Raw genomic sequence first — 21223 nt, 5'->3', positions numbered from 1 at the left:
TTATTTATGCACTTTGTCTTTTATGTTCATAAACTTATTAATAAGTATATCTAAATCACGACTAAATAACAAAACTTTATCATGATCCAATCCGTGTCTCGCAACAAGTTGAATTAACTCTTTCTTTTTGTTTTCTATTTTATTTTTTAATTGTCCCATCTCCATCTCTATACTAAAACTCCCTTTTCCCATAATATTACTTGTAAAATTATAGTACATATTCTCTCATAAAAAAATAAGAAAATGGTTTTTTTTACAATTTTTTATTTTTTATGCCTAAATTATGAATTACGTAAAGGTTTATTTACAAATCACTAACATGCAATCCTAATGAATCTACAGGCATTTGTCTAATTATAAATGAGACTGGCTCGTTTTCTATACAAAAAACATACTGTATATAGTAGTCCATGAACCATATAGATTAACTTACTAAAAAGGAGGAAAACATATGAGTTATGGTGGAAGTTGCGCTGGTTTCGGCGGTGGATTTGCTTTGCTTATCGTACTATTCATCCTTCTAATCATCATCGGATGTAGCTGTTGGGGTGGCGGCGGATACGGATATTAATATATCCTATCCTTGAAAAATGAACTAAAAACTATAGAAAAACAGCTCAAATATGAGCTGTTTTTTTTCATACTTTCGTATGAATTTATATCCCTCTTATTTGCGATTTCAACTAGCAACATATTGTTTACTATGGAATAAGAAACATTTTTACTAAGGGGGATTACAATGATTAGAGGTCTTTACGAAGCACATTTACCTGTCCGCAACTTAAAAGTATCAATACCTTTTTATGAATCACTAGGGCTAAAATTATATAAAAGAGGAGATAATATTGCTTTCTTTTGGATTAAAGAAAATGAGAGTTGGCTCGGCCTTTGGGAAGGCACAGAATACAAAGTGAATTATCACCCCTCTTTACGACATATCGCCTTTCAAGTAAGTTTACATGATTTAGAAAATGCGATTCATTGGCTAAATCAAAAAGGAATTTCAACACGAAAAGACTTTGGAATGGAACCAATTGAACCGATTGTTTTTCCGGAATTAGCACATGCAGCCGTATACTTTAACGACCCTGATGGAAATAGTTTAGAATTGATTGCACAATTACCTGTTGGACTTCCCACAGCGGAAAAAGTGTATTTAAGTGAGTGGAAAGAACAAATTCAAACATCGTCATTACATAAGGATTAATCTATTTATGTCAGTTTCTTATTCCACACTTCTTAAAACAAATAAAAACTTCAATAAACTATTTTATGGGCAAACATTAAGTGTACTTGGGGATTGGTTCCATACGGTAGCTTTATTAACATTTGTCTACAGCATAACGGAATCGCCGTTTATGATCGCACTTACTTTTATAAGTAAAAGTTTACCACAGCTTCTTCTTAGTCCATTCATAGGCGGAATTGTAGATCGTTTCTCTAAAAAGAATATTATGATTTTTACCGATATTACACGGGGAATTCTAGTCCTTACATACTTACTCGCAGGCTATAAAATTGAGATTATTTTCATTGCTAATATATGTTTATCTGTACTTTCTTGTTTATTTGAACCGGCTAAACAAGCAACCCTAAAAAATATCGTACACCAAAATCATTTCGTAACTGCTAACTCTCTTTCTAGTACAATTAATGGTTTTATGTCTATTATGGGGGCTTCTTTGGGCGGAGTAATTGCACAATCTTTACATATTGAGTTCGCTTTTTTAGTAAATAGCCTATCATACTTTATTTCAGCCTATTTTATTTATAACATGAGTATTCCTGCTCATGATACTTGTAACAAGAACAAAGCATTTTTCACTGATATAAAAGGTGGTTATACATACATATTACAAACAAAAATCATTTTAACATTAATTCTTGTCGGCATTTCATGGGGGATTATTGGAGGTGCTTATCAACTACTTCTAACGATCTATGCCGAAAAAATTTTCCATACGAACATTGGGATTTTATATACGGTTCAAGGGGCTGGGCTTATGATAGGAAGCCTTCTCGTTAATCTTTATATATCCCATAATAAAGAAAAAATGAAAAAAGTATTCGGTTGGGCCTACTTATTACAAGGAATTTTCTTTCTCGGATTCATTCTATCCGATCAACTTATTATCGGTATCATTACTTTATTCTGTATGCGCATAGCAGGAGGAATCATCGTTCCACTTGATACGACATTACTTCAAACTTACACACACGAAAATATGACAGGTAAAGTTTTTTCATTCCATTATTCCATTTACGGATCTCTTATTCAGTTATCGATGTTTTTTACAGGAGGGCTGTTAGAAATTCTTTCTCCTCAAATGATTGGCTGTTTATTAGCTACATGCTGTATTTTTGTAAGTTTTATATGGCTGTTCTTGTTTTATCGCGGGGATCTCAGTGAATAATTTAATGATAATCAATACATTTTGATCCCATTCATTATTTGTTTCCCCATAATAAAATTGTTTAAAAATACAAGTCAGATTTTTTAGTTAAAGAGCCTTATATGGCAACACTATTTGAGAAAAAACTAGATATTTATGTTAAAATACAAATAAGTTTGTGAAACATTGCACTTAAATAATAGACTTTAACTAGTTAAACTTGATTAAATAGGAGGGCTGTTTTGGATATCACATTCTTTTTCATATGTATTATATTAGTGGCTTCTATTCTGCAAGCAAGTACAGGTTTTGGCTTTTCCATAATGGCAACCCCTTTCTTACTTATGTTATTTCTACCACAAGAAGCTATACAAATAAACATTATTTTATCTTTAATTATCTCCATTTCACTCATTTGGAAAATAAGAATGGACGTTGATTTTGTTCTACTGAAAAGGTTTATTTTTGGAAGTATAGTTGGTGTTCCTTTTGGCATTTTAATTTTCATTTCCGTTAACATAAACACTTTTAAATTAGCAGTTAGCATCCTACTCTTACTATTAACATTGTTGCTAATATGCAACGTTAAGGTTAGATCAACACAATCTAGAGATTTCATAGTTGGCGGATTATCTGGTCTTTTAACGACAAGTATCGGTATGCCAGGTCCACCCCTGTTACTTTATTTTACAGGAACTAATACTGAAAAAGAGAAGTTAAGAGCAACTACATTAGCTTTTTATCTGTTTATATATTTCATTAGTCTAGTAACTCAAATACTCTTTACTGGCACAAACAAAACCATTTGGGAATCAAGTTTTTATGCCATTCCAATTGTATTTTTAGGCTTGTTTATAGGTCAAATTATTTTTAAATGGCTTAATCAACGGATTTTTAAAATATTTACGTACATTCTTTTAAGTTGTACAGGGGGTTATCTTCTTATTGAAAGTTTGAACTTGTTATAGAAGATGCTTTAGATCGTGCAATAACAGATATGTTCAAACGAAATTATTGCTGTATTTTCCGGCGGGGTATTCCATATCAAAACTTAAATAACTTTATTGACAGTTTACAATTAGCAATAATCTTTCTTTCATAAGGAAAATATTTCAAATCAAATACTAAATAAAACGATAAAAAGCGGCTATTATGCCGCTTTTACTTACTATTGGTATTTCATTCTCATTTTCTATCACTTTTGTAAAAAATTATTTATTTTTATTTTTATGTATATGATAACAAATAAAATACCTAAGTTCAGAAAGAATAAACAACTTTCTGGCCTTAGGTATTTCTCCTTCTCAAAAAGGCAAACCCGCATCACAGGTTTGCCTCTTTACTCACTTCTTATTTAATCCTTTTTCACTTAAAAACTCTTTCATATGCATTCTTTTTTCTTTAGACATAAACGAACTCATTGATTCCGTCCATGTTACGTTTTTCTTGTTTGATGATCTTTCTTTATAATACGCGTTCATCGTTTCATCATATTCGTTTAGTAATTCATCATATTTTTGTTCATCATATCCATTTTCATGAAGAACTGCTGCTACTGGTAAACGTGGTTTAACTCCATGTTCTTCATCTGGTACACCGACTGTCATTCCGAATACAGGATATACTTTATCCGGTAAATGAAGCAGTTCACTCACTTCTCTCGGATTATTACGAATACCACCAATATAACAAATACCGTATCCTAACGATTCTGCTGCTAGTGCTAAGTTTTGCGCAAAAAGTGAAGCATCTACCGTCGCAACGATAAAGTCTTCTACTCCCTCATGCTTTATCTCTGTACTATGTTTTTCACATGCAATTTCAAGTCGTTTTAAATCTGCACAACAAACAAAAAATGCTGCACAGTCCTTCACATGGCGATTTCCGGATAGCTCTGCTAGTTTAGCCTTTAATTCCTGATCTGTTACATATATAACAGAATACGCCTGTACAAAATGTGATGAAGCTGCATGTTGCGCAGCATGCACCATCTTTTCTACTACATCTTTCGGAATTGATTCTTCTTTATATTTACGAACTGAAACATGTTGCTCCATCTTATGTATGATCTCATTCATGAAAATCACTCCTTTTTTCTCTTCATAATGAAAAATTAACATATCTTTTTCAATTTTCACAACTTATAAGCACAAAAAGAGCAATTCTTTTTGAATTGCCCTTTTTTAAAACGTTTATCGATACGGTAAATGAAATTATAATTATCTTATTACGCCGTTTTCAAAACTTTAATACCTTTTACGATATTCCAAATGAAGTAGTAAATTCCTACAAGAATGAACACTGCATATGTGATAGCCATTCCAATTCCAGCACCGTCAGATTGATTGAAACCTAAACCGTACATGCCTGATACTGCTAGTCCTCCAAATAAGATTGCGTATGGGAAAACATGTGACCAAAATGCTTTTTTCGCGTGATACTTCACTTCATCTTCTGCAACAAAGTACACGATAATTGGTAGTAAAAATGGTGCAAAAAAGATACTAAAGTAACATAACGAAGATAAAATATTATTTCCTTTCATCCGATTCACCTCTAAATAGTTTTTGTTACCTTCATTATGTCAGGAAATCATTCTAGAAACTATCGCTTTACCTTTCACGAACGTGACATATTTGTAAGATTTTCCTCAAACTAAATCCCGCCTGAGTTTCAGACGGGATCACTTTCACTATATTCGATTCATAAACCAATACTGTGTAATTGCTAAATATTCTCGTACATTCGATGGAATGATGATTGGTTTCGGTGTTTTTGCCGGAAGACCTTCTAATTGTAAACCTTGTTTGGCCGCTATTTTTTTCGCTCTAAACATGTGAAAATCGTTTGTTACGATCATACCTTTTTTCATATCGGCTGGAATTAACGGTTTTGAGAATGTAATATTCTCATCTGTACTCGTAGATTTGTCCTCCATTATAATGCGGTCTTCTGCGATATTTTGTTTTATTAGTCCTTGTTTCATTGCTAATGCTTCTGAAATGTCTTCGCCTTTTCCTTGTCCTCCAGATACGATAGCGATTGTTTTCTCATGTGATTTTAAATATTCAGCTGCTTTATCAATACGATATTGCAATGAATAAGATGGTTTCGTCCCATTTACTTTCGATCCTAGTACAATTATGTAATCAGCATCGTATGTTGCATTCATATGCCCATGCTTATAAATGTGATATTGTAAAAACCCCGCATACACGGCGCAAATCATTATAACAACTAAAATGCCCTTCATTATTTTCTTCTTTCTCATATTCATATACTCCTATTTTCTTTTACTTCCTTCATGATAATATCCATTTATTTGTTTGTATACAGACAAATTCCAATAAACCCTAATTTATCCTCTGAAAGGTAATATTTATATTACTTTCGGGAATAGTAAGTACAACTTTACACGAAGGAGTGTCTCTATTGCTTCTCTTTTTATGTAACGTGTCGTTCTTTTTCATCTTATTTTTGCTATCGCTTAAGTTACTCGGTAAATCCGCGTTAGCGCAACTAACTCCTCATGATTTTGGGGCTATAATTTTTTTATCTTATTTAGCTTTCCAGGCCATACCCGTCTCTGGTGCTTTACAAGCATTTCTCGGTATGGTTGTTATCACATGTTTACATTTACTCCTTACAAAATTAAGCCTATTCAACAAACTAAATCGTTTTATTCTCGGACACCCTATCATTTTAATTAAACATGGTGATATTATTTTTGAGAACTTACAAAAAAGTAGATACCCCATTGCAGAACTGCTTTCTAATCTTCGCGTTGCAGGATATCCAAGTGTTCATGAAATTGAATACGCTATTTTAGAAGCGAACGGCGCTATTAGTATTTTACCAAAAAGAGAACTTGTACCATTAACTCCAAAAGATTTAAACATAGATGTTAAGTATGCTGGATTACCAATTGCACTTATCGTCGATTCACAAATTCAATATGATAACTTAAAGTTAATACATAAAGATGAAAAATGGTTATATAAAGAATTAAAAGAAAAAGGAATTACAAATATTAAAAATGTTGCCTTTGCTTCTGTTCAAGAAACGGATGGATCTTTTGCTATTAGTTTAAAGGAATAAGAAAATCCCCTTAATTGCTTAAGGGGATGTTTTATCATATCGCTTCTTTCTCTCCTGCCATATTTAATGGAACAGGATGTTTCATACGATTCATCGTAAATACGATAATCGCTGTCATTACTTCTGCAACTGGCATAACGAGCCAAATTCCATTTATACCAAATAGTTTCGGCATAATCCATAACAATGGAATAATAAATAGTAATCCTCGGCTCATTATAATAAGTACTGATTTCTTCGTTTGTCGCACTGATTGGAAGTACTCTCCATACACAATGTTATAACCTAAAAATACGTATTGGATAAAGAATAAACTAATACCTGTTAAGGTTAACTCCAATAATTCTGGAGATTGAACATCAAATAAACCAATGATATATTTCCCGAAGAATAATCCGACAATTATCGCAACGCCTCCAAGGACAACTGCAATTTTCACAGCAAACTTCAATCCTTCACGAAGTCTCTCTGATAAATTTGCCCCGTAATGGAAACTAGCAATTGGCTGTAATGCTGCTCCAACACCAAAGAATAATAGTAATGTCATTGCATGAATACTATTCACCATCGCATAGGAAGCTACTCCTACTTCTCCTGCATATTGGACAAATGCGATATTAAAACCAATCGTTACGATTGCAACCGTACTTTCTGCTGTAAAACTTGGGAAACCAATCACCATAATTTGTTTGACAGTATCCCATTCAAAATGAAATTTCGTCCACTTTAAAATACTACTTTTTCTAAAGAAATGGGTTAATAATACAAGGAAACCAATCGCTGCCGAAAGAATAGTCGCTGAGGCAGCACCTGTTACGCCCCATCCAAAGATAAAAATAAAGATATAGTCAAACACTATATTTAATACAGCCGTTACAACAAGACCAGCCATTGCTAAATTAGGATTTCCATCATTTCGTATAAATGTACTTAAAATATTTTCTAAAACGTATATCATTCCAAATGTTAATAATACGTGTAAATAGTCTAACGCATATGGTAGAATCACTTCGTTTGCACCAAATAAGTATGCTAAATCTTCTATTCTCCATAAGCAAATCGCTGCTAAAATCCCTACGATAACAACTGCTACCGTCATTGATTGAGTAAAAATAGACCTTGCTCTTTCTCGTTTATTTTCACCTAATGCAATGGAGTATAACGTTGCCCCGCCCATTCCGATCCATAATGAAATAGAAAAGAAAATCGAAAAGGCTGGAATAGCCACGTTCACTCCTGCTAAACCGTTCGCCCCAACTCCTCTACTAATCATAACCGCGTCAATTACAATATTCACTGACATTAATACCATTCCAAGAACTGCTGGTATTAAATAAGAAATAAATAAGCTTTTAATTGGTTTTTCTCTTAATTTTTCTGTTGCTTCCATACTCTAATATGCTCCTTTTTTCAACTCTCTTTTCTTAGTTTAAACCTTCAAGTAACTTTAAGGTCAATAGAGAATTAAAAAATAGGTGACTTAATTATCGCGTTTGATGCTCATTTGTAATTATACGAGTCCTATAACTTATTGCTTTGTTTTTTCATTATAGGAATTTGAATTTCTGTTACTTGCTCCTCAGGATCTTCTGTTACAGACCAATCAATTAATGCAATCTCAATTGCATCTCCACTTATTTCGTATCCTTCTTGATCAATATATTTCATTAGCTTCTTATATGTTTCATCAGTTTCTTCATATGGCCCATGATGATATACACAGGCAAACATACCTTCTTTAATTTCATCTGAACTCTGTACTTCAAAAGGCATATAATCCAAAAGAATAAATACACTGCTATATGCTTGAAACTCATTTTGCATTAACCCTTTTTTCGCAACAGTTACACCAATATCTCCAGAAAATAAGCTATCATCCATTTGCCTCATATTTTTTTGCAACGAATGAATGTAGTACTCAAACATATCATCCGTCGTATTCGGGGCAACCGCAATAGCTGTTATTTTTCGCTGCGGGATCTCTTTTATTACCATTTGTTCAGCTTTTGCTTTTGTTGCTTCCTTAATTAAATGAATTCTATGCTCCATTTTCGCTAAAGCATACTCAATTTCTCTTTGTTTCTTCAGCATCATCTCTTGTTGTTTTTCCAGTAAATTGAGTGCGTATGCTGGATTTCTTTCATCAATATATTTTTTAATTTCCTTTAATGGAATGTTTAATTGGCGTAAAAACTTAATCGTATCTAATAGTGAAAATTGATCGATTGTATAATAACGATAATTCGTTTGAGGATCAACAATGGACGGATGAAAAATTCCTTTTTCATCATAATACCTTAATGTAGATTCTGCGATATTATGCATTTTTGCCATTTCTCCAATTGTAAAACGTTTATTTAATAACATCTTTTATTTCCTTCCATTTCTATTTATTTCATTATATGTTCATTTTGTCTTCAAAACAAAAAAGAATTCCCATACGAGAATTCTTTTTTTACTATTAAACCTCTATTATTATAGGAAGAATCATCGGCTTTCGTTTTGTATTTGTATATATATACTTCCCTAACGCTTCTCTTACCTCCCTTTTCAAAATACCCCAGCTATTCACATTCTCTTTCTTTAAATTATTAATTGTAATAACAGCTAATTTATTTAATTCTCTTAAAAATTCTTCTGAATCACGAACATAGACAAATCCACGAGAAATAATATCAGGACCTGAAATTATTTCTCCATCCACTTTATTAAAAGTAATAACTATAACGAGCATTCCATCTTCTGAAAGTTGTTTACGATCACGTAATAATGCATTTCCAACATCTCCAATTCCTAATCCATCTACATATATATTTCCTGCCTGTATTCTTCTAGATTGAATTGCCACTTCATTACTAATATCTACAACATCTCCATTACGTACGATAAAGATATTTTCCTTTTCAATACCAATTGATTCTGCTAACAAACTATGGTGATGTAGCATTCTAAACTCTCCATGAATTGGGATAAAATATTTAGGTTTCATTAAAGTGAGCATTAATTTCAATTCTTCTTGATACGCATGACCAGATACATGGACTCCAGTAGAACTACCTGATCCATAAATTACTTTTGCTCCTAAAGCAAATAGATTATCTATAATTCTTGAAACGTTACGTTCATTTCCTGGAATCGGAGTCGCAGCTATAATAACCGTATCTTCTGGTAAAACATCAACTTGTCTATAGTTTCCACTCGCTAAACGCGCTAAAGCTGCCATCGGTTCTCCTTGACTTCCTGTACAAAGTATCGCAACCTGCTTTGGATCTAAACGATTTACCTCATTTGCTTCAATTAACATACCTTCTGGAATATGTAAATACCCTTTCTCTAGAGCAACTTCTACTACATTTACCATACTTCTCCCGAGCAAAGCCAATTTTCGATTTGTTTTTATGCAAGCTTCAACTATTTGCTGAACACGATTCACATTAGAAGCAAATGTAGAAATAATTACTTTTCTATTTGCTTTCATAAATATTTCCTCTACCCGTTCTCCTACTGACCTTTCTGATGGAGTAAAACCTGGGCGTTCTGCATTTGTGCTTTCAGATAATAAAGCTAGTACACCTTCACTTCCTATTTTAGCCATTTTATGAATATCAGGATGTTGATTATTTACTGGTGTTAAATCAAATTTAAAATCACCTGTATGTACTACAGTACCTTCTGGTGTATGAAAAACAATACCGAGACAATCCGGAATACTGTGGTTCGTTTTAAAAAAGGTTGCCTTAATAGAACCACAATCAATTTCTGATTCTGAATGAATAACGATTAATTCCGTATCATTTTGAAGATTGTGTTCCTTTAATTTAATTTCAATTAAACCTAACGTTAACTTTGTTGCATAGATTGGTACATTTAGTTGTTTTAAAAAATATGGTATTCCGCCAATATGGTCCTCATGCCCGTGCGTTACTACTAAACCGTGAATTTTTTCTTTATTTTCTTGCAAATATGTGACGTCTGGAATTATTAAATCAATCCCTAATAAACTTTCATCTGGAAATTTAGATCCACAATCAATGACGACAATATCATTTTCATATTGGATAGCATACATATTTTTTCCTATTTCATTTACTCCACCTAAAGCAACAATAGACAAGTTATTTTTTAATGAATTCAAATGATAAAACCTCCTTTTCACATTTATAATTCGTGAAATAGCATTTAGGCTTTATTATTTGTAATGAAAAAGGACTTCATACTATTTCATACATATAAAAATTCACACACTATTCTTATATGTATACCTCTAATAACACCGTCTCTCTCTAAAAAAGCTCCCATTTTTTCATTGATTTTTTGCAAAATGTATTATATATTAATTACAGGTTCAAATTACAAGTTCAAAAGAACTTGTAATCAGACCCTTTTGTTTAATGGGTTTTACATATTTTCATTAGGCAAATTCCGAGAAATCGTATGATAAAACTAAAAATGATGAGGAGAGGATCAGATGGAATTCGAATTTTTCTTTCAAATTGCACTTATTTTATTAAGTACAAAGCTTGCTGGTGATCTTAGTGTTAGATTAGGTCAACCTTCTGTACTAGGTAAATTAATTGTCGGTATCGTTATCGGTCCAGCTGTATTAGGTTGGATTGAAAATTCAGAGCTTCTAACTCAATTAAGTAATGTCGGGGTTATTCTTCTAATGTTTATGGCTGGACTTGAAACAGACTTAGAAGAATTAAACGCCAATCGTAATTCTTCTTTAGCAGTTGCACTCGGAGGTATTATTCTTCCATTCGTAGGTGGTTACGTTTCTGGCCTTGTTATGGGAATGGAACAAGGAAACGCTGTATTCTTAGGATTACTTCTATGTGCGACAAGTGTTAGTATTTCCGTACAAACACTTCGTGATTTAGGTAAAATGAAAACACGTGAAAGTACGACGATGCTTGGAGCCGCTGTATTTGATGATATTCTTGTTGTTATTTTATTAGCATTCGCAATGAGCTTCTTAGGCACTGATGATGTTAACTTAACAATGGTTATCTTGAAGAAAGTAGTATTCTTCGCTTCTATTATTTTAATCGGATGGAAAGGTGTTCCAGCAATTATGCGTTGGTTGTCACCACTGCGCGTATCTGAGTCTATCGTGAGCGCAGCTCTTATCATCTGTTTCTCATTCGCATATTTCGGCGAACTATTAGGAATTGCTGGTATTATCGGTGCTTTCGCTGCTGGTATTGCAATTTCTCAAACAAACTACAAACATGAAGTAGAAAAGAAAGTAGAACCAATTGCTTACGCTATGTTCGTTCCGGTATTCTTCGTTAGTATCGGTATGAATATTACATTTGACGGTATTGGCAATCAAATTTGGTTCATCTTAGCATTAACAGTAATCGCTGTATTAACGAAACTAATTGGTTGTGGTGTTGGTGCACGCATGACTGGATTTGATGCTAAGTCTTCTGCAATTATCGGTTCTGGTATGGTTTCTCGTGGTGAAGTTGCACTTATCATTGCAGGAACAGGACTTTCTTCAGGTCTATTGGCACAAGATTACTTTACAGCAATCGTTATTGTCGTTATTTTAACTACAATGATTACACCACCAATGTTAAAATACACGTTTGGTGCAAAAGATAAAGCAATGAAAGCAAGTAAATAAGTTTACTATAATAAAAGGAGATTGCTATTTTATAAGATAGCAATCTCCTTTTTCATTTTATCTTTAAACAATTCCATTCGTTTTTAACCATTTTTCAAAAATAGTTCGTGCTTCTTCATCATTGATATCATTACTAAATGAATACACCTTAATACCATAATCATCTATATATTCACCCAGTTTCATTTCCTCCACTTTCTTATAAAAATCGTCCACCTCATAGTGCGGAATATAAGCATCCCAAACTGGTTCATGTATTCTTTTGTACGCTGTCACTTCTAAATCATATCCATCTTCATAATATCCGATGTGATAATGTTGATTAGGATCATATTTCTTCATAATAATTCCCCTCCCTTTGAAAAATTTATCATATTTCACATAATAAACAAAAGCGAGCTGTATATTACAGCTCGCTCGATTCATTAAATACGTTCCATCGCCGTCTTCAACGTTCCAACAACAAAGGCAATTTCTTCACTTGAAATAATAAGCGGTGGTGCTAATGTTAAGACGTTATTATATCCTGCTGTCGTCATACCGTTTCGTCCTATAATAAGCCCTTTTTCTTTACAAGCATTTATGACACTTGCGATTTTGTCGTTATCAATTGGCTCTTTCGTCTCTTTATCATTTACTAATTCAATTCCAACTAATAGACCTTTTCCTCTAATATCCCCAACAAGCGGATGTTCCCCAATTTCATCTTTTAGTTGCTCTAATAAAAGGGAACCCATTTGCGCAGATCGCTCAATTAAATTTTCATTTTCCATAATCTCTAAGTTTTTAAGGGCTAATGCACAAGCTGCTGGATTTCCACCAAATGTATTAATATGTCGGAAGAATTCATACTCTCCCTTCCCTTTAAATGCTTCATATATTTCTTTTTTCACAGCTGTTGCAGATAATGGTAAATATGCGCTCGTAATGCCTTTTGCCATTGTAATAATATCTGGCTTCACATCATAATTCATAAATCCGAATGCTTTTCCTGTACGACCGAAGCCGCAAATCACTTCATCACTTATAAGCAAGGCACCGTGTTTTTGACATGTCTCATGAACAGCTTTCATATAGTCTTGTGGTGGCATTAATATGCCCCCGCCTGTAATAATAGGTTCCATAATAAACGCAGCAATTGTTTCACTTAATTCCCACGTCATAACACGATCGACTTCTTTCACACATTCTACATCATAAATATGCTGCCCTTCAATTTCAGGCATACGGTAACAATCCGGTGGTGTTACGTGTAAAAAGCCTGAAGCAAACGGCTCATATTGATATCTACGCTGCGCTTGTCCCGTCGCTGCCATTGTCGCCATTGTATTCCCGTGATACCCACGATAACGTGACATAAATTTATAACGATGTGGTTCACCTTTTTGCGCATAGTATTGCCTTGCTATTTTAAAAGCTGTTTCGTTCGCTTCTGAACCACTATTTGAGAAGAAAATAACATACTCTCCCCCAAGCCACTCATTTAACTTTTCAGCAAGCTTTATAGCTGGTTCATGAGATTGTGACATTGGAAAGTATGATAATGTTTGTAATTGCTTATAAGCCGCTTCTGCGAGCTCCGTTCTTCCATATCCACTATTCACACACCAAAGACCACTCATACCATCTAAATATCTTTTTCCTTGTATATCTTCAACCCAGCACCCTTCAGCTTTTGCCCCTACCATTGTACTATTTGGACTAAAGGGACGCATTCCGTGCCAAACATATTGCTCATCTTTTGCTAATAATTCATCAGTTTGCTTCGTTTTCATCATTACTTCCACCTTCCATAACAACTTATTTTTCACAAAAGCTGCGCTGGTGCCATGATGACTTAAATTTCTCCCTGCTATTTTCATTCCACAAAATTAAGACAAATCCTACTTACAAATCAGTAATATTTACAAGAAAATGACAAAAGAAAAAAGAGCTTTTCTTATCTATCGAAAAGCTCCTCTTTTATTTAATGTGAAGACGCATCACTAATACCTTGACCAGTATTAGATTTCACAAGAATTTCATCAAATTTCGCTGCATCTTCTTTCTTACTAGATAAAACAGTTCCTAAATATGCTGCAAGAAATCCGAGCGGAATTGAAATAATTCCTGGTGTCGTATATGGGAATATCGCTTCCCCAACAAAAATAGCTTTTCCAGCTACAGGGTTCCAAACATTCGGACTCAACGCTACGAGAACAATTGCTGATACGAGCCCTACAATCATACCGGAAATAGCACCCGTTGTATTAAAACGCTTCCAATATATTGTAAATAAAATCACTGGTAGATTTGCACTCGCTGCAACTGCAAATGCTAATGATACTAAAAATGCTACGTTTAATGTTTGGGCAAATAATGCAAGTATGATAGATAATATCGCTACCCCAATAGATGCATAACGAGCCATAGATACTTGCTCTTTTTCCGTTGATTTCCCTTTGCGAATAATCTCATTATAAAAATCATGAGCGAATGCTGATGCTGCCGTTAATACGAGACCTGCCACTACAGCCAAAATTGTTGCAAAAGCAATTGCTGATACGAAAGCAAATAAGAAGTCTCCACCTAACGCTTTGGCTAATAAAGGTGCTGCCATATTACCCGCTGGGTTCGCTTTAATAATCGCTTCATTTCCTACAAACGCTGCCGCACCAAATCCTAAGAAAATCGTCATAATATAAAATGCACCAATTAACCATGTCGCATATACGACAGATTGACGTGCAGTTTTTGCATCACGTACTGTAAAAAAGCGGACAAGTATATGTGGTAATCCAGCTGTACCAAGTACTAGTCCTAAATTTAAAGAAAGTGTATCAAGGCCATCCTTATACTTTACACCTGGATTTAAAAATGAATCTTTTAATGGTGTAGCTGTTTTCATTTGGGCAAACATTTCAGTCACGCTGAAGTTGAATTTTGCGAAAACGATAACAGAAATAATAAACGTACCGGCCATAAGTAATACAGCCTTTACAATTTGTACCCAGCTCGTTGCTGTCATACCACCAAAAATAACATACACCGTCATAAGTGTTCCAACGATTAATACAGATGTCGTATATTCAATCCCTAATAATAATTTAATAAGTGCACCCGCGCCAACTAATTGTGCAATCATATAAAAGATAGAAATCGTCATCGTATTAAGAGCTGCAACTCCGCGAACTTTTTTCGCGTCAAAGCGTGCTGCAATCATATCCGCCAAAGTGTACTTTCCTAAATTTCTAAGCGGTTCTGCAACAAGATATAGTACAACTAAATAAGCAACTAAAAAACCGATACTATAAAAGAATCCATCAAACCCAGTTAATGCGATTGCTCCAGCTATACCGAGAAATGAAGCAGCAGACATGTAATCTCCAGCAATGGCCAGACCATTTTGCCAACCAGTTAATCCCCCTCCAGCCGTATAAAATTCACTCGCATTTTTCGTTTTTTTCGATGCAAAATAGGTTATGACGAGCGTACCAAGAACAATAATTAAAAATAGTGCAAATGCAGTAGTATTCAAGTTCAGCCCCTCCCTTTTTGCATATCTTGCAAAATTTTTCGGGAGATTTCATCAAATGATTCTGCTTTTTTGCTATAAATCATACATAGTGCCCATGTCATAATAAATTGGGAAAAAGCAAATACCCACGCCCATGTAACGTCTCCAAATGCAGGTGTATTAAGCACCTTTGAATACGATGTTAGAATAGGTAATGCGATAAAAAAACTAAAAAAGAAAATACTCATTGGAATGATAAACTTCTTTTTCGTATTTAATAACAATTGAAATTCTTCCGACTGAACGACCTCTGTATAATTCACCTCATTTTGCAACTTACGTGCTGACGTATCGTCTCGTTTCATTAACCGATCCCCTCTCTTACTTAAAATACACTTCCCCCTTGCATACCTAAAGACTAAATTTTATAAATATTCAGAAACTTATATTCATTTTAGACAATCCATGCATTCATGCAAAGATTTTTTGATAGACATTTTTCGGCAATTTCCCCTAAATTTTTAATATACTTTTTCAAAATAAAGTGACACCTTACTTATTTATCCTCATTAAGACAAAAGCAGTGCTTAACGCACTACTTTTGTCTTTTTTTCCTTTTCTAAATTACGAGCCGTTTCGCTTAACTCAACATCTTTTCCGTCTTTAAGTGTTCCAAATATAAAATCGAATACTGGATTTGAAACACCAAACCAAAACTTTTCGTTTTTATAATGGTGTAATATATGTTGTTTTTTTAGCCATCTTCCAAACTTAGTGACGGGACGAATCGGTCTATGAGCAATATAATGTTTCCATTCATAAACGAGCAGCATGATAATCATTCCGATTCCAAATGAAAGTGCAATAGTAACACTTTTTGTAATACCATATGCTATAAGTAAATATATAGTAAAACTAGGTATACTAAACCATACAGGTAAAAACAAAAGTTTTAAATCATCTGGATATACGTGGTGATCATAATGCAATCTTCTTAACATTTTTAATAGAAATTTGTTTTTAGGTGGCTTTATATGGAATAAAAAACGATGTGTCATATATTCATTAAGCGTATAGAAAACAATCCCAAACATACATGCTAACATGCCAAACCAAGTAAAAAATTGCATTTTTAAAATAATAATGAAAATAAATAGAATGCTATACATAATAACAATATCATGTTGTAAAAAGAACTCTTTCCCCACTTTCTTCATCTTATTTCCCCCTTTTCCAAAAAAACAGCCGCAACATATCGTTACGACTATTTCTTTTCTATTCTTATTCTATTCACTTTACAAATTTGCCTGCTGTTCTATTGCCGAGAAAAAATTGTTTGATCCAAATATATTTTGCTTCGGAATAATATGTTCCACTGCAAACACTGTTACTTCTCCTCTTTGCACTTCTCCAATAATGAGCCCAAATATTTCATGATTTACTGCAAACGTCGGTTGCTTTGTTTGTAACAATCTTGCAGCATTATGAAATACCGCTTCATATAGTGGATTTCTATCAGTAATTTCTTTTCGGATTTTTGGCGCTAACGTAATTATAATTTCTTTTCCGTCAATAGTGGTTCGATACATAAAAATCTCCCCTTCAATCTTATGTGAACAACTGTAAAGCTTTGTATGCAAAATGTATAGAGTAACCTACTAAAATAATACCTGCTCCGGCTGTTATGTAGCCAAGCGCTTTTGGTTTTAATAAAGTTCTTCCAAAATGTACAGAAAAAGCAATATTTAAATTCCATAAAATAATACCAACAATAATGCAAAGACTGTACAAAAAAGCTTCTTGTTTCGTTACCTTCGTAAGTAATGAGCTAAGTGTACTTCCGTATATACCAAACCAAAAAACAAGATTTAATGGATTGGATATCGCAATTAAAAATCCTGCCATAAACGATTGCTTAAGGCCACCTACCTCTTCTTTTTTATATTCCATATTCGATTCGAAAATTCCTTGTTTTACACTTTGAAATCCTAAATAAAATAACAAGAAAAAACCCGTGCAATACATGAAGGCTTGTACATATGTATACATAAACACAGAAGATAAACCGAAATAAATGAGAAGCATAAATAAAACATCTGCAGTCATTCCACCAATTCCAACAACCCAAGCGTGCCAAAAACCACGTTCAATTCCTCGTTTTAACATTTCAATATTAATCGGCCCTACTGGCGCAGCTAATGATATACCTAATACGATTTGCTGTATAATTGCTCCAATCATCGCTCTATCCTTTCTACTCTCTTTACTACTAGTTAATGATGTAATTTTAAAAAATAGACTAGCTTTCATAATAAAATACCCTTTTTTATCCAAAATATACAAAAGAGCCATCTAGATGATGGCTCTTACTTTTCTATCCTATGAAGAAAAGGACATTTCCCTTTTATTGGCTCTACATCGTCTCCTATGAAATATTGTTTCCATTCACGATGCTCTGGGTCACCATAATGACTAATGTTAGGATGTTTCGGCAATTGATCCCACTTTTCAACTCGCTCACGGACCATTTGTCTTGAATATGCTCCTTTAGGACGATCTCCCTCTAATCCATCAAAAATAGTGCGTGGCTGAAACCCAATAACGAGAGAATTCCCTAAATGTCTAGTTTTTCGTTGTTTATAAGCTGGCGCATTTCCAAATGCGAATATTGGCTCACCACCAAATGAAAATTCCCATAAATAATGGTCTGGGTCTTCAGGAATTTGCTTTGGCCATGCTTGATTATCGTTTTCATGTAAATACTGTAACACTTTCCAAAAAGAATCACGGTAATATTCGAGTGATCGTTCTTCACATTCCGGTTCTACAAAAAGGAAAAAGCCCCTTCTTACAATCGGTCTCTCTTTCATTAAGTCTAAAAAAGATAACATTGTATGCGGCAAATGACTCCAATCATTATGAGAAAGAAATGAATAACGAAGTTCATTCTTTTTCAAAGCTGTTAAACCGAAATAACATGGAAAAGTTGGTTCTAACACAACATTTGAAAAAATCTCAAATTCTTTTGCAACCCAATCCGGTATGTCGGTTCTCGTTCTCATTCCTTCATTATCTAATAAGTAAGACTTATTCATTCTTTCACCTCATTATGTATAGCATTCAATTAAGAATATTACGTACAAGGCCTGTCCTATACCTATTTAAAAATTTGACTGGAAAATTATTTAAAAATACAAAAAAATAAAATCGCTTACTTGACTAAATTCTCCCAATTCGTGTATATTTAAATTAATCATTTAGCAGAATATTCAAGAATATAGCATTTTTAGTTTATATTATTTTTTTAATGAATTTCACTAAATGAAAATAGTAAACGCTTTTAGGAGGAATTGTAACATGCAAGGAAAAGTAAAATGGTTTAACAACGAAAAAGGTTTTGGATTTATCGAAATGGAAGGCGCTGACGATGTATTCGTACATTTCTCTGCTATTCAAGGAGACGGCTACAAAGCTTTAGAAGAAGGTCAAGAAGTATCTTTCGACATTACTGAAGGTAACCGCGGACCTCAAGCTGCTAACGTAGTAAAACTTTAATCCAACATATAACAGGAGGTTGCCTTACTTGGTAACCTCCTTTGTTATTCCTTTGTATATTTCCGTTTTACAGAGCAAAAACTATGTGAAATGCGCACTATACAAAGGAGGAATTATTAATGGGATCAGAAGTAAATGATTTTGAAGAAGTGAAATTCCGTGTAGAAACAGCACAAAAAATGGTAGGATCAGCAACAATTTCAATGGATCCAGATACATTAGAGCATGCTACTACTGCTGTAGAAGCAGCTCGCTCTCAGCTTGAAATTATGAAATCAGTTGCAACTGATTTAGATGAGCCATTTTTAATGAATGAGGAAAAGAAATTAAATAAATGTGAGCATCAACTAAACGAAGCAAGACACTAAAAAACATCCAGAGAATTTTCTCTGGATGTTTTTTCATGACAACTGTTCTCCATACTTTTTCAATGTTTCTCCAACTGTACATTGCCGTATACAAAATGAATGGGCATAATATTTACTATTTGTCTTTCGATTATGTTCTCGCAAGAAACATCCTTCACAATACGTTTCTAATAAGTCATTTACCTCTGTAATGAGTTGCTTTTTATCCACCTTTGCACCTCTCTATTCAGTTATTTCTTTATGACTATCAATAACTGTTCCTTCCAATGCTTGCGTAGCTAATTGATGTGCTTCTTTATTTTGTTTTCTAGATATTGGTTCACATATAAGTTTTAATTTCATTTGCTTCGCCTTTTGTTCAATTTGATCTAAATAATGGTTTAAATGCTCATCATAACAAGGCCATTCTCCGGCTAATTGCTGCAGTACAACTTGAGAATCACCGTGAAGTGTGACTGCTTCATACTTAACCCCTAATTCCTCGAGTATATTCATACCGTATAGTAACGATGCATATTCCGCTTCATTATTATCATATATACCTTCTATATATGCATTGCGGCGAATCCGGTAGTTTGTATTTCCTTTTTTATAATACACACATATACCAACGCCAGCTTCTTTCGTTTGCACATCATATCCCCCATCAAAATAAACGAGTATTTCTTGGGGATCTTCCTCTACTTGCTTACTTAACTTTTTCATCTCTTTTAATGACCATTCTGCGTCCATTTCATCATAAAATGAAATTTCTTTTACTCTTCCTGTTTTCTCAAAATCCTCTGCAAATTGAAGTACTTCTTCTATGTTCATATACTCTGTCGTTAATTCCGTCTGCAATCCGCGCTTCGTTTTATACAACCAATGAATTTTATATTTCATACTACATTCCCCTTATGTAAGACTTCTTATTTATCCGGCTAATTGAAGCCTCACTTTATTTTATTATATTTTATCAAGAGTCACAGTATTATATTCAATATAATCACATACAAAAAGAGCCATCCTATATAAGGAATAGCTCTTTCATCTATTACATAAATCTTTCAAATTGTACTCGCTTATTAATCCAGTACATTACAGGCATACCGATCGCCATTACTACGAATTCACCTGCTGCACATGTTAACCAAGTCCACATAAATGGTAGGTCAAATGCAAGATGAAGTTCAATTGCAATCATAAACATTGTAATCGTAAAGATAACTGTATTAAAAATCATACGAGCCCAAACACCTTTAATAAATCGCATAGAAATAATCGTTGCAACTAATGCAAGAATAGATTGCCCTACTCCAAATACTAAATCATAAGCGATCATAGGTGAGAAAAAGAGATTCGTTAAAAATACACCTAATACAATTCCGTAAATTGCTTTCTTGTTAAATACAACGAGATGATTAAACATCTCTGAAATACGAAACTGTACATTCGTAAAGCCAAATGGCTGAATAAGCATAGAAACAGCAATATATAATGCCGCTAAAATACCATTACCGACTAATGTTCTAATATTCATGACAAAATCTCCTTAGTTTTTTTACGTGGGATGGTTTCGAACCACGTTATTCGTTTTTTAAGCAACAAGATTATATTTTACGTGGTAGCCCCTCTTTCGTCAATAGATTTCCTATCATAAACTACCTTTTTCCTTTTAGACAACGTATAATGAAACATATGA

General features: G+C 33.6%; 26 protein-coding genes and 1 riboswitch. Of the genes, 8 read left to right on the top strand and 18 right to left on the bottom strand.

Features of this window, described 5'->3' with window-relative positions; translation table 11 throughout:
• Window positions 1–219, bottom strand: coding sequence for an aspartyl-phosphate phosphatase Spo0E family protein (locus tag HMPREF2590_RS17540; RefSeq protein WP_000291688.1), 219 nt, complete (start codon window positions 217–219; stop codon window positions 1–3).
• 232 nt (window positions 220–451) lie between these two features.
• Between HMPREF2590_RS17540 and HMPREF2590_RS17535 the strand changes: the two genes are divergently transcribed.
• The 4 genes from HMPREF2590_RS17535 (at window position 452) to HMPREF2590_RS17520 (ending at window position 3361) form a co-directional block, all read left to right on the top strand.
• Window positions 452–571 carry a YjcZ family sporulation protein gene (locus HMPREF2590_RS17535; RefSeq protein ID WP_000120179.1) on the top strand — a complete coding sequence of 40 codons (120 nt, stop codon included), beginning with the start codon at window positions 452–454 and terminating at the stop codon, window positions 569–571.
• Window positions 572–739: 168 nt separating this feature from the next.
• Window positions 740–1207, top strand: a complete 468-nt coding sequence (locus HMPREF2590_RS17530) for a VOC family protein (RefSeq protein ID WP_003312902.1) — start codon at window positions 740–742, stop codon at window positions 1205–1207.
• Between the two features lie 7 nt (window positions 1208–1214).
• Entirely contained in the window at window positions 1215–2414 is a 1200-nt protein-coding gene (locus tag HMPREF2590_RS17525; RefSeq protein WP_003312903.1) for an MFS transporter, read from the top strand.
• Window positions 2415–2635: 221 nt separating this feature from the next.
• Window positions 2636–3361, top strand: coding sequence for a sulfite exporter TauE/SafE family protein (locus HMPREF2590_RS17520; RefSeq protein WP_003312904.1), 726 nt, complete (start codon window positions 2636–2638; stop codon window positions 3359–3361).
• A 375-nt stretch (window positions 3362–3736) separates the two neighbouring features.
• Here the strand turns inward: HMPREF2590_RS17520 and nfsA are convergent, their stop codons facing one another.
• From nfsA to HMPREF2590_RS17505, 3 genes are all read right to left on the bottom strand, one after another.
• Complete coding sequence (nfsA, locus tag HMPREF2590_RS17515; RefSeq protein ID WP_001002392.1) at window positions 3737–4471, bottom strand: oxygen-insensitive NADPH nitroreductase; 735 nt, start codon at window positions 4469–4471, stop codon at window positions 3737–3739.
• A 149-nt stretch (window positions 4472–4620) separates the two neighbouring features.
• Window positions 4621–4938, bottom strand: a complete 318-nt coding sequence (locus tag HMPREF2590_RS17510; protein ID WP_000678055.1) for a magnetosome magnetite crystal formation protein family — start codon at window positions 4936–4938, stop codon at window positions 4621–4623.
• Window positions 4939–5085: 147 nt separating this feature from the next.
• Window positions 5086–5664 carry a YdcF family protein gene (locus HMPREF2590_RS17505; protein ID WP_001227676.1) on the bottom strand — a complete coding sequence of 193 codons (579 nt, stop codon included), beginning with the start codon at window positions 5662–5664 and terminating at the stop codon, window positions 5086–5088.
• A gap of 161 nt (window positions 5665–5825) precedes the next feature.
• Here HMPREF2590_RS17505 and HMPREF2590_RS17500 point away from each other — a divergent pair, with 161 nt between their 5' ends.
• Window positions 5826–6491, top strand: coding sequence for a DUF421 domain-containing protein (locus HMPREF2590_RS17500; protein WP_000923922.1), 666 nt, complete (start codon window positions 5826–5828; stop codon window positions 6489–6491).
• A 34-nt stretch (window positions 6492–6525) separates the two neighbouring features.
• Here the strand turns inward: HMPREF2590_RS17500 and HMPREF2590_RS17495 are convergent, their stop codons facing one another.
• The 3 genes from HMPREF2590_RS17495 to HMPREF2590_RS17485 form a co-directional block, all read right to left on the bottom strand.
• The gene (locus HMPREF2590_RS17495; protein WP_000388390.1) at window positions 6526–7881 is read right to left on the bottom strand and encodes an MATE family efflux transporter; all 1356 of its coding nucleotides are present in this window, start codon (window positions 7879–7881) and stop codon (window positions 6526–6528) included.
• A 131-nt stretch (window positions 7882–8012) separates the two neighbouring features.
• Entirely contained in the window at window positions 8013–8858 is an 846-nt protein-coding gene (locus tag HMPREF2590_RS17490) for a MerR family transcriptional regulator (RefSeq protein ID WP_000925910.1), read from the bottom strand.
• Between the two features lie 94 nt (window positions 8859–8952).
• Window positions 8953–10626 carry a ribonuclease J gene (locus tag HMPREF2590_RS17485; protein ID WP_001086698.1) on the bottom strand — a complete coding sequence of 558 codons (1674 nt, stop codon included), beginning with the start codon at window positions 10624–10626 and terminating at the stop codon, window positions 8953–8955.
• A gap of 333 nt (window positions 10627–10959) precedes the next feature.
• Here HMPREF2590_RS17485 and HMPREF2590_RS17480 point away from each other — a divergent pair, with 333 nt between their 5' ends.
• The gene (locus tag HMPREF2590_RS17480; RefSeq protein WP_000393905.1) at window positions 10960–12123 is read left to right on the top strand and encodes a cation:proton antiporter; all 1164 of its coding nucleotides are present in this window, start codon (window positions 10960–10962) and stop codon (window positions 12121–12123) included.
• A 63-nt stretch (window positions 12124–12186) separates the two neighbouring features.
• Here HMPREF2590_RS17480 and HMPREF2590_RS17475 read toward each other — a convergent pair whose 3' ends face one another.
• The 8 genes from HMPREF2590_RS17475 to HMPREF2590_RS17440 all read right to left on the bottom strand — a co-directional run bounded on the left by HMPREF2590_RS17475 (window position 12187) and on the right by HMPREF2590_RS17440 (window position 18714).
• A complete protein-coding gene (locus HMPREF2590_RS17475; protein WP_165852336.1) occupies window positions 12187–12549 on the bottom strand; it encodes a DUF3986 family protein in 363 nt (120 codons plus the stop codon).
• Window positions 12549–13898: an aspartate aminotransferase family protein gene (locus HMPREF2590_RS17470; protein ID WP_000850982.1), complete on the bottom strand. Its 1350-nt coding sequence runs from the start codon at window positions 13896–13898 to the stop codon at window positions 12549–12551. The genes HMPREF2590_RS17475 and HMPREF2590_RS17470 overlap by 1 nt, the downstream gene beginning before the upstream one ends.
• 191 nt (window positions 13899–14089) lie before the next feature.
• Entirely contained in the window at window positions 14090–15640 is a 1551-nt protein-coding gene (locus tag HMPREF2590_RS17465) for a solute symporter family protein (RefSeq protein WP_001098236.1), read from the bottom strand.
• A gap of 2 nt (window positions 15641–15642) precedes the next feature.
• Complete coding sequence (locus HMPREF2590_RS17460; RefSeq protein ID WP_000817366.1) at window positions 15643–15984, bottom strand: DUF485 domain-containing protein; 342 nt, start codon at window positions 15982–15984, stop codon at window positions 15643–15645.
• Window positions 15985–16206: 222 nt separating this feature from the next.
• Window positions 16207–16836, bottom strand: a complete 630-nt coding sequence (locus HMPREF2590_RS17455; protein ID WP_000755394.1) for a sterol desaturase family protein — start codon at window positions 16834–16836, stop codon at window positions 16207–16209.
• Between the two features lie 78 nt (window positions 16837–16914).
• Entirely contained in the window at window positions 16915–17208 is a 294-nt protein-coding gene (locus HMPREF2590_RS17450) for a hypothetical protein (protein ID WP_000286362.1), read from the bottom strand.
• 19 nt (window positions 17209–17227) lie between these two features.
• Complete coding sequence (locus HMPREF2590_RS17445; protein ID WP_001196839.1) at window positions 17228–17971, bottom strand: LysE family transporter; 744 nt, start codon at window positions 17969–17971, stop codon at window positions 17228–17230.
• A gap of 14 nt (window positions 17972–17985) precedes the next feature.
• Window positions 17986–18714 (bottom strand): YqcI/YcgG family protein, encoded by a 729-nt coding sequence (locus tag HMPREF2590_RS17440; protein ID WP_001043762.1) that lies wholly within the window; start codon window positions 18712–18714, stop codon window positions 17986–17988.
• 262 nt (window positions 18715–18976) lie between these two features.
• Between HMPREF2590_RS17440 and cspB the strand changes: the two genes are divergently transcribed.
• Together cspB and HMPREF2590_RS17430 are read left to right on the top strand one after the other, a co-directional pair.
• On the top strand, window positions 18977–19174 hold the full coding sequence (cspB, locus tag HMPREF2590_RS17435; RefSeq protein WP_001161731.1) for a cold shock-like protein CspB: 198 nt from the start codon (window positions 18977–18979) through the stop codon (window positions 19172–19174).
• A gap of 119 nt (window positions 19175–19293) precedes the next feature.
• Window positions 19294–19542, top strand: coding sequence for a DUF2564 family protein (locus HMPREF2590_RS17430; protein ID WP_000534392.1), 249 nt, complete (start codon window positions 19294–19296; stop codon window positions 19540–19542).
• A 33-nt stretch (window positions 19543–19575) separates the two neighbouring features.
• Here the strand turns inward: HMPREF2590_RS17430 and HMPREF2590_RS17425 are convergent, their stop codons facing one another.
• The 3 genes from HMPREF2590_RS17425 to HMPREF2590_RS17415 all read right to left on the bottom strand — a co-directional run bounded on the left by HMPREF2590_RS17425 (window position 19576) and on the right by HMPREF2590_RS17415 (window position 21061).
• A complete protein-coding gene (locus tag HMPREF2590_RS17425; RefSeq protein ID WP_000358801.1) occupies window positions 19576–19752 on the bottom strand; it encodes a zinc-finger domain-containing protein in 177 nt (58 codons plus the stop codon).
• A 12-nt stretch (window positions 19753–19764) separates the two neighbouring features.
• Window positions 19765–20424 (bottom strand): ribonuclease H family protein, encoded by a 660-nt coding sequence (locus HMPREF2590_RS17420; protein WP_000875555.1) that lies wholly within the window; start codon window positions 20422–20424, stop codon window positions 19765–19767.
• Between the two features lie 151 nt (window positions 20425–20575).
• A complete protein-coding gene (locus tag HMPREF2590_RS17415; RefSeq protein ID WP_001026471.1) occupies window positions 20576–21061 on the bottom strand; it encodes a QueT transporter family protein in 486 nt (161 codons plus the stop codon).
• 6 nt (window positions 21062–21067) lie between these two features.
• A riboswitch (PreQ1 riboswitch) is annotated at window positions 21068–21112 on the bottom strand.
• Window positions 21113–21223 lie beyond the last annotated feature (111 nt).

The sequence above is a fragment of the Bacillus sp. HMSC036E02 genome (genome assembly GCF_001836235.1).
Classification (GTDB): domain Bacteria; phylum Bacillota; class Bacilli; order Bacillales; family Bacillaceae_G; genus Bacillus_A; species Bacillus_A cereus.
Note: the sequence above shows the minus strand (reverse complement) of the source record. Positions and strands in the feature narration are given on the sequence as shown.

Coding starts and splice junctions, on each gene's coding strand:
- HMPREF2590_RS17540 (WP_000291688.1), bottom strand. CDS start 219: ATGTACTATAATTTTACAAGTAATATTATGGGAAAAGGGAGTTTTAGT.
- HMPREF2590_RS17535 (WP_000120179.1), top strand. CDS start 452: ATGAGTTATGGTGGAAGTTGCGCTGGTTTCGGCGGTGGATTTGCTTTG.
- HMPREF2590_RS17530 (WP_003312902.1), top strand. CDS start 740: ATGATTAGAGGTCTTTACGAAGCACATTTACCTGTCCGCAACTTAAAA.
- HMPREF2590_RS17525 (WP_003312903.1), top strand. CDS start 1,215: ATGTCAGTTTCTTATTCCACACTTCTTAAAACAAATAAAAACTTCAAT.
- nfsA (WP_001002392.1), bottom strand. CDS start 4,471: ATGAATGAGATCATACATAAGATGGAGCAACATGTTTCAGTTCGTAAA.
- HMPREF2590_RS17510 (WP_000678055.1), bottom strand. CDS start 4,938: ATGAAAGGAAATAATATTTTATCTTCGTTATGTTACTTTAGTATCTTT.
- HMPREF2590_RS17505 (WP_001227676.1), bottom strand. CDS start 5,664: ATGAGAAAGAAGAAAATAATGAAGGGCATTTTAGTTGTTATAATGATT.
- HMPREF2590_RS17495 (WP_000388390.1), bottom strand. CDS start 7,881: ATGGAAGCAACAGAAAAATTAAGAGAAAAACCAATTAAAAGCTTATTT.
- HMPREF2590_RS17490 (WP_000925910.1), bottom strand. CDS start 8,858: ATGTTATTAAATAAACGTTTTACAATTGGAGAAATGGCAAAAATGCAT.
- HMPREF2590_RS17480 (WP_000393905.1), top strand. CDS start 10,960: ATGGAATTCGAATTTTTCTTTCAAATTGCACTTATTTTATTAAGTACA.
- HMPREF2590_RS17475 (WP_165852336.1), bottom strand. CDS start 12,549: ATGAATCGAGCGAGCTGTAATATACAGCTCGCTTTTGTTTATTATGTG.
- HMPREF2590_RS17470 (WP_000850982.1), bottom strand. CDS start 13,898: ATGAAAACGAAGCAAACTGATGAATTATTAGCAAAAGATGAGCAATAT.
- HMPREF2590_RS17460 (WP_000817366.1), bottom strand. CDS start 15,984: ATGAAACGAGACGATACGTCAGCACGTAAGTTGCAAAATGAGGTGAAT.
- HMPREF2590_RS17455 (WP_000755394.1), bottom strand. CDS start 16,836: ATGAAGAAAGTGGGGAAAGAGTTCTTTTTACAACATGATATTGTTATT.
- HMPREF2590_RS17450 (WP_000286362.1), bottom strand. CDS start 17,208: ATGTATCGAACCACTATTGACGGAAAAGAAATTATAATTACGTTAGCG.
- HMPREF2590_RS17445 (WP_001196839.1), bottom strand. CDS start 17,971: ATGGCTCTTTTGTATATTTTGGATAAAAAAGGGTATTTTATTATGAAA.
- HMPREF2590_RS17440 (WP_001043762.1), bottom strand. CDS start 18,714: ATGAATAAGTCTTACTTATTAGATAATGAAGGAATGAGAACGAGAACC.
- cspB (WP_001161731.1), top strand. CDS start 18,977: ATGCAAGGAAAAGTAAAATGGTTTAACAACGAAAAAGGTTTTGGATTT.
- HMPREF2590_RS17430 (WP_000534392.1), top strand. CDS start 19,294: ATGGGATCAGAAGTAAATGATTTTGAAGAAGTGAAATTCCGTGTAGAA.
- HMPREF2590_RS17420 (WP_000875555.1), bottom strand. CDS start 20,424: ATGAAATATAAAATTCATTGGTTGTATAAAACGAAGCGCGGATTGCAG.
- HMPREF2590_RS17415 (WP_001026471.1), bottom strand. CDS start 21,061: ATGAATATTAGAACATTAGTCGGTAATGGTATTTTAGCGGCATTATAT.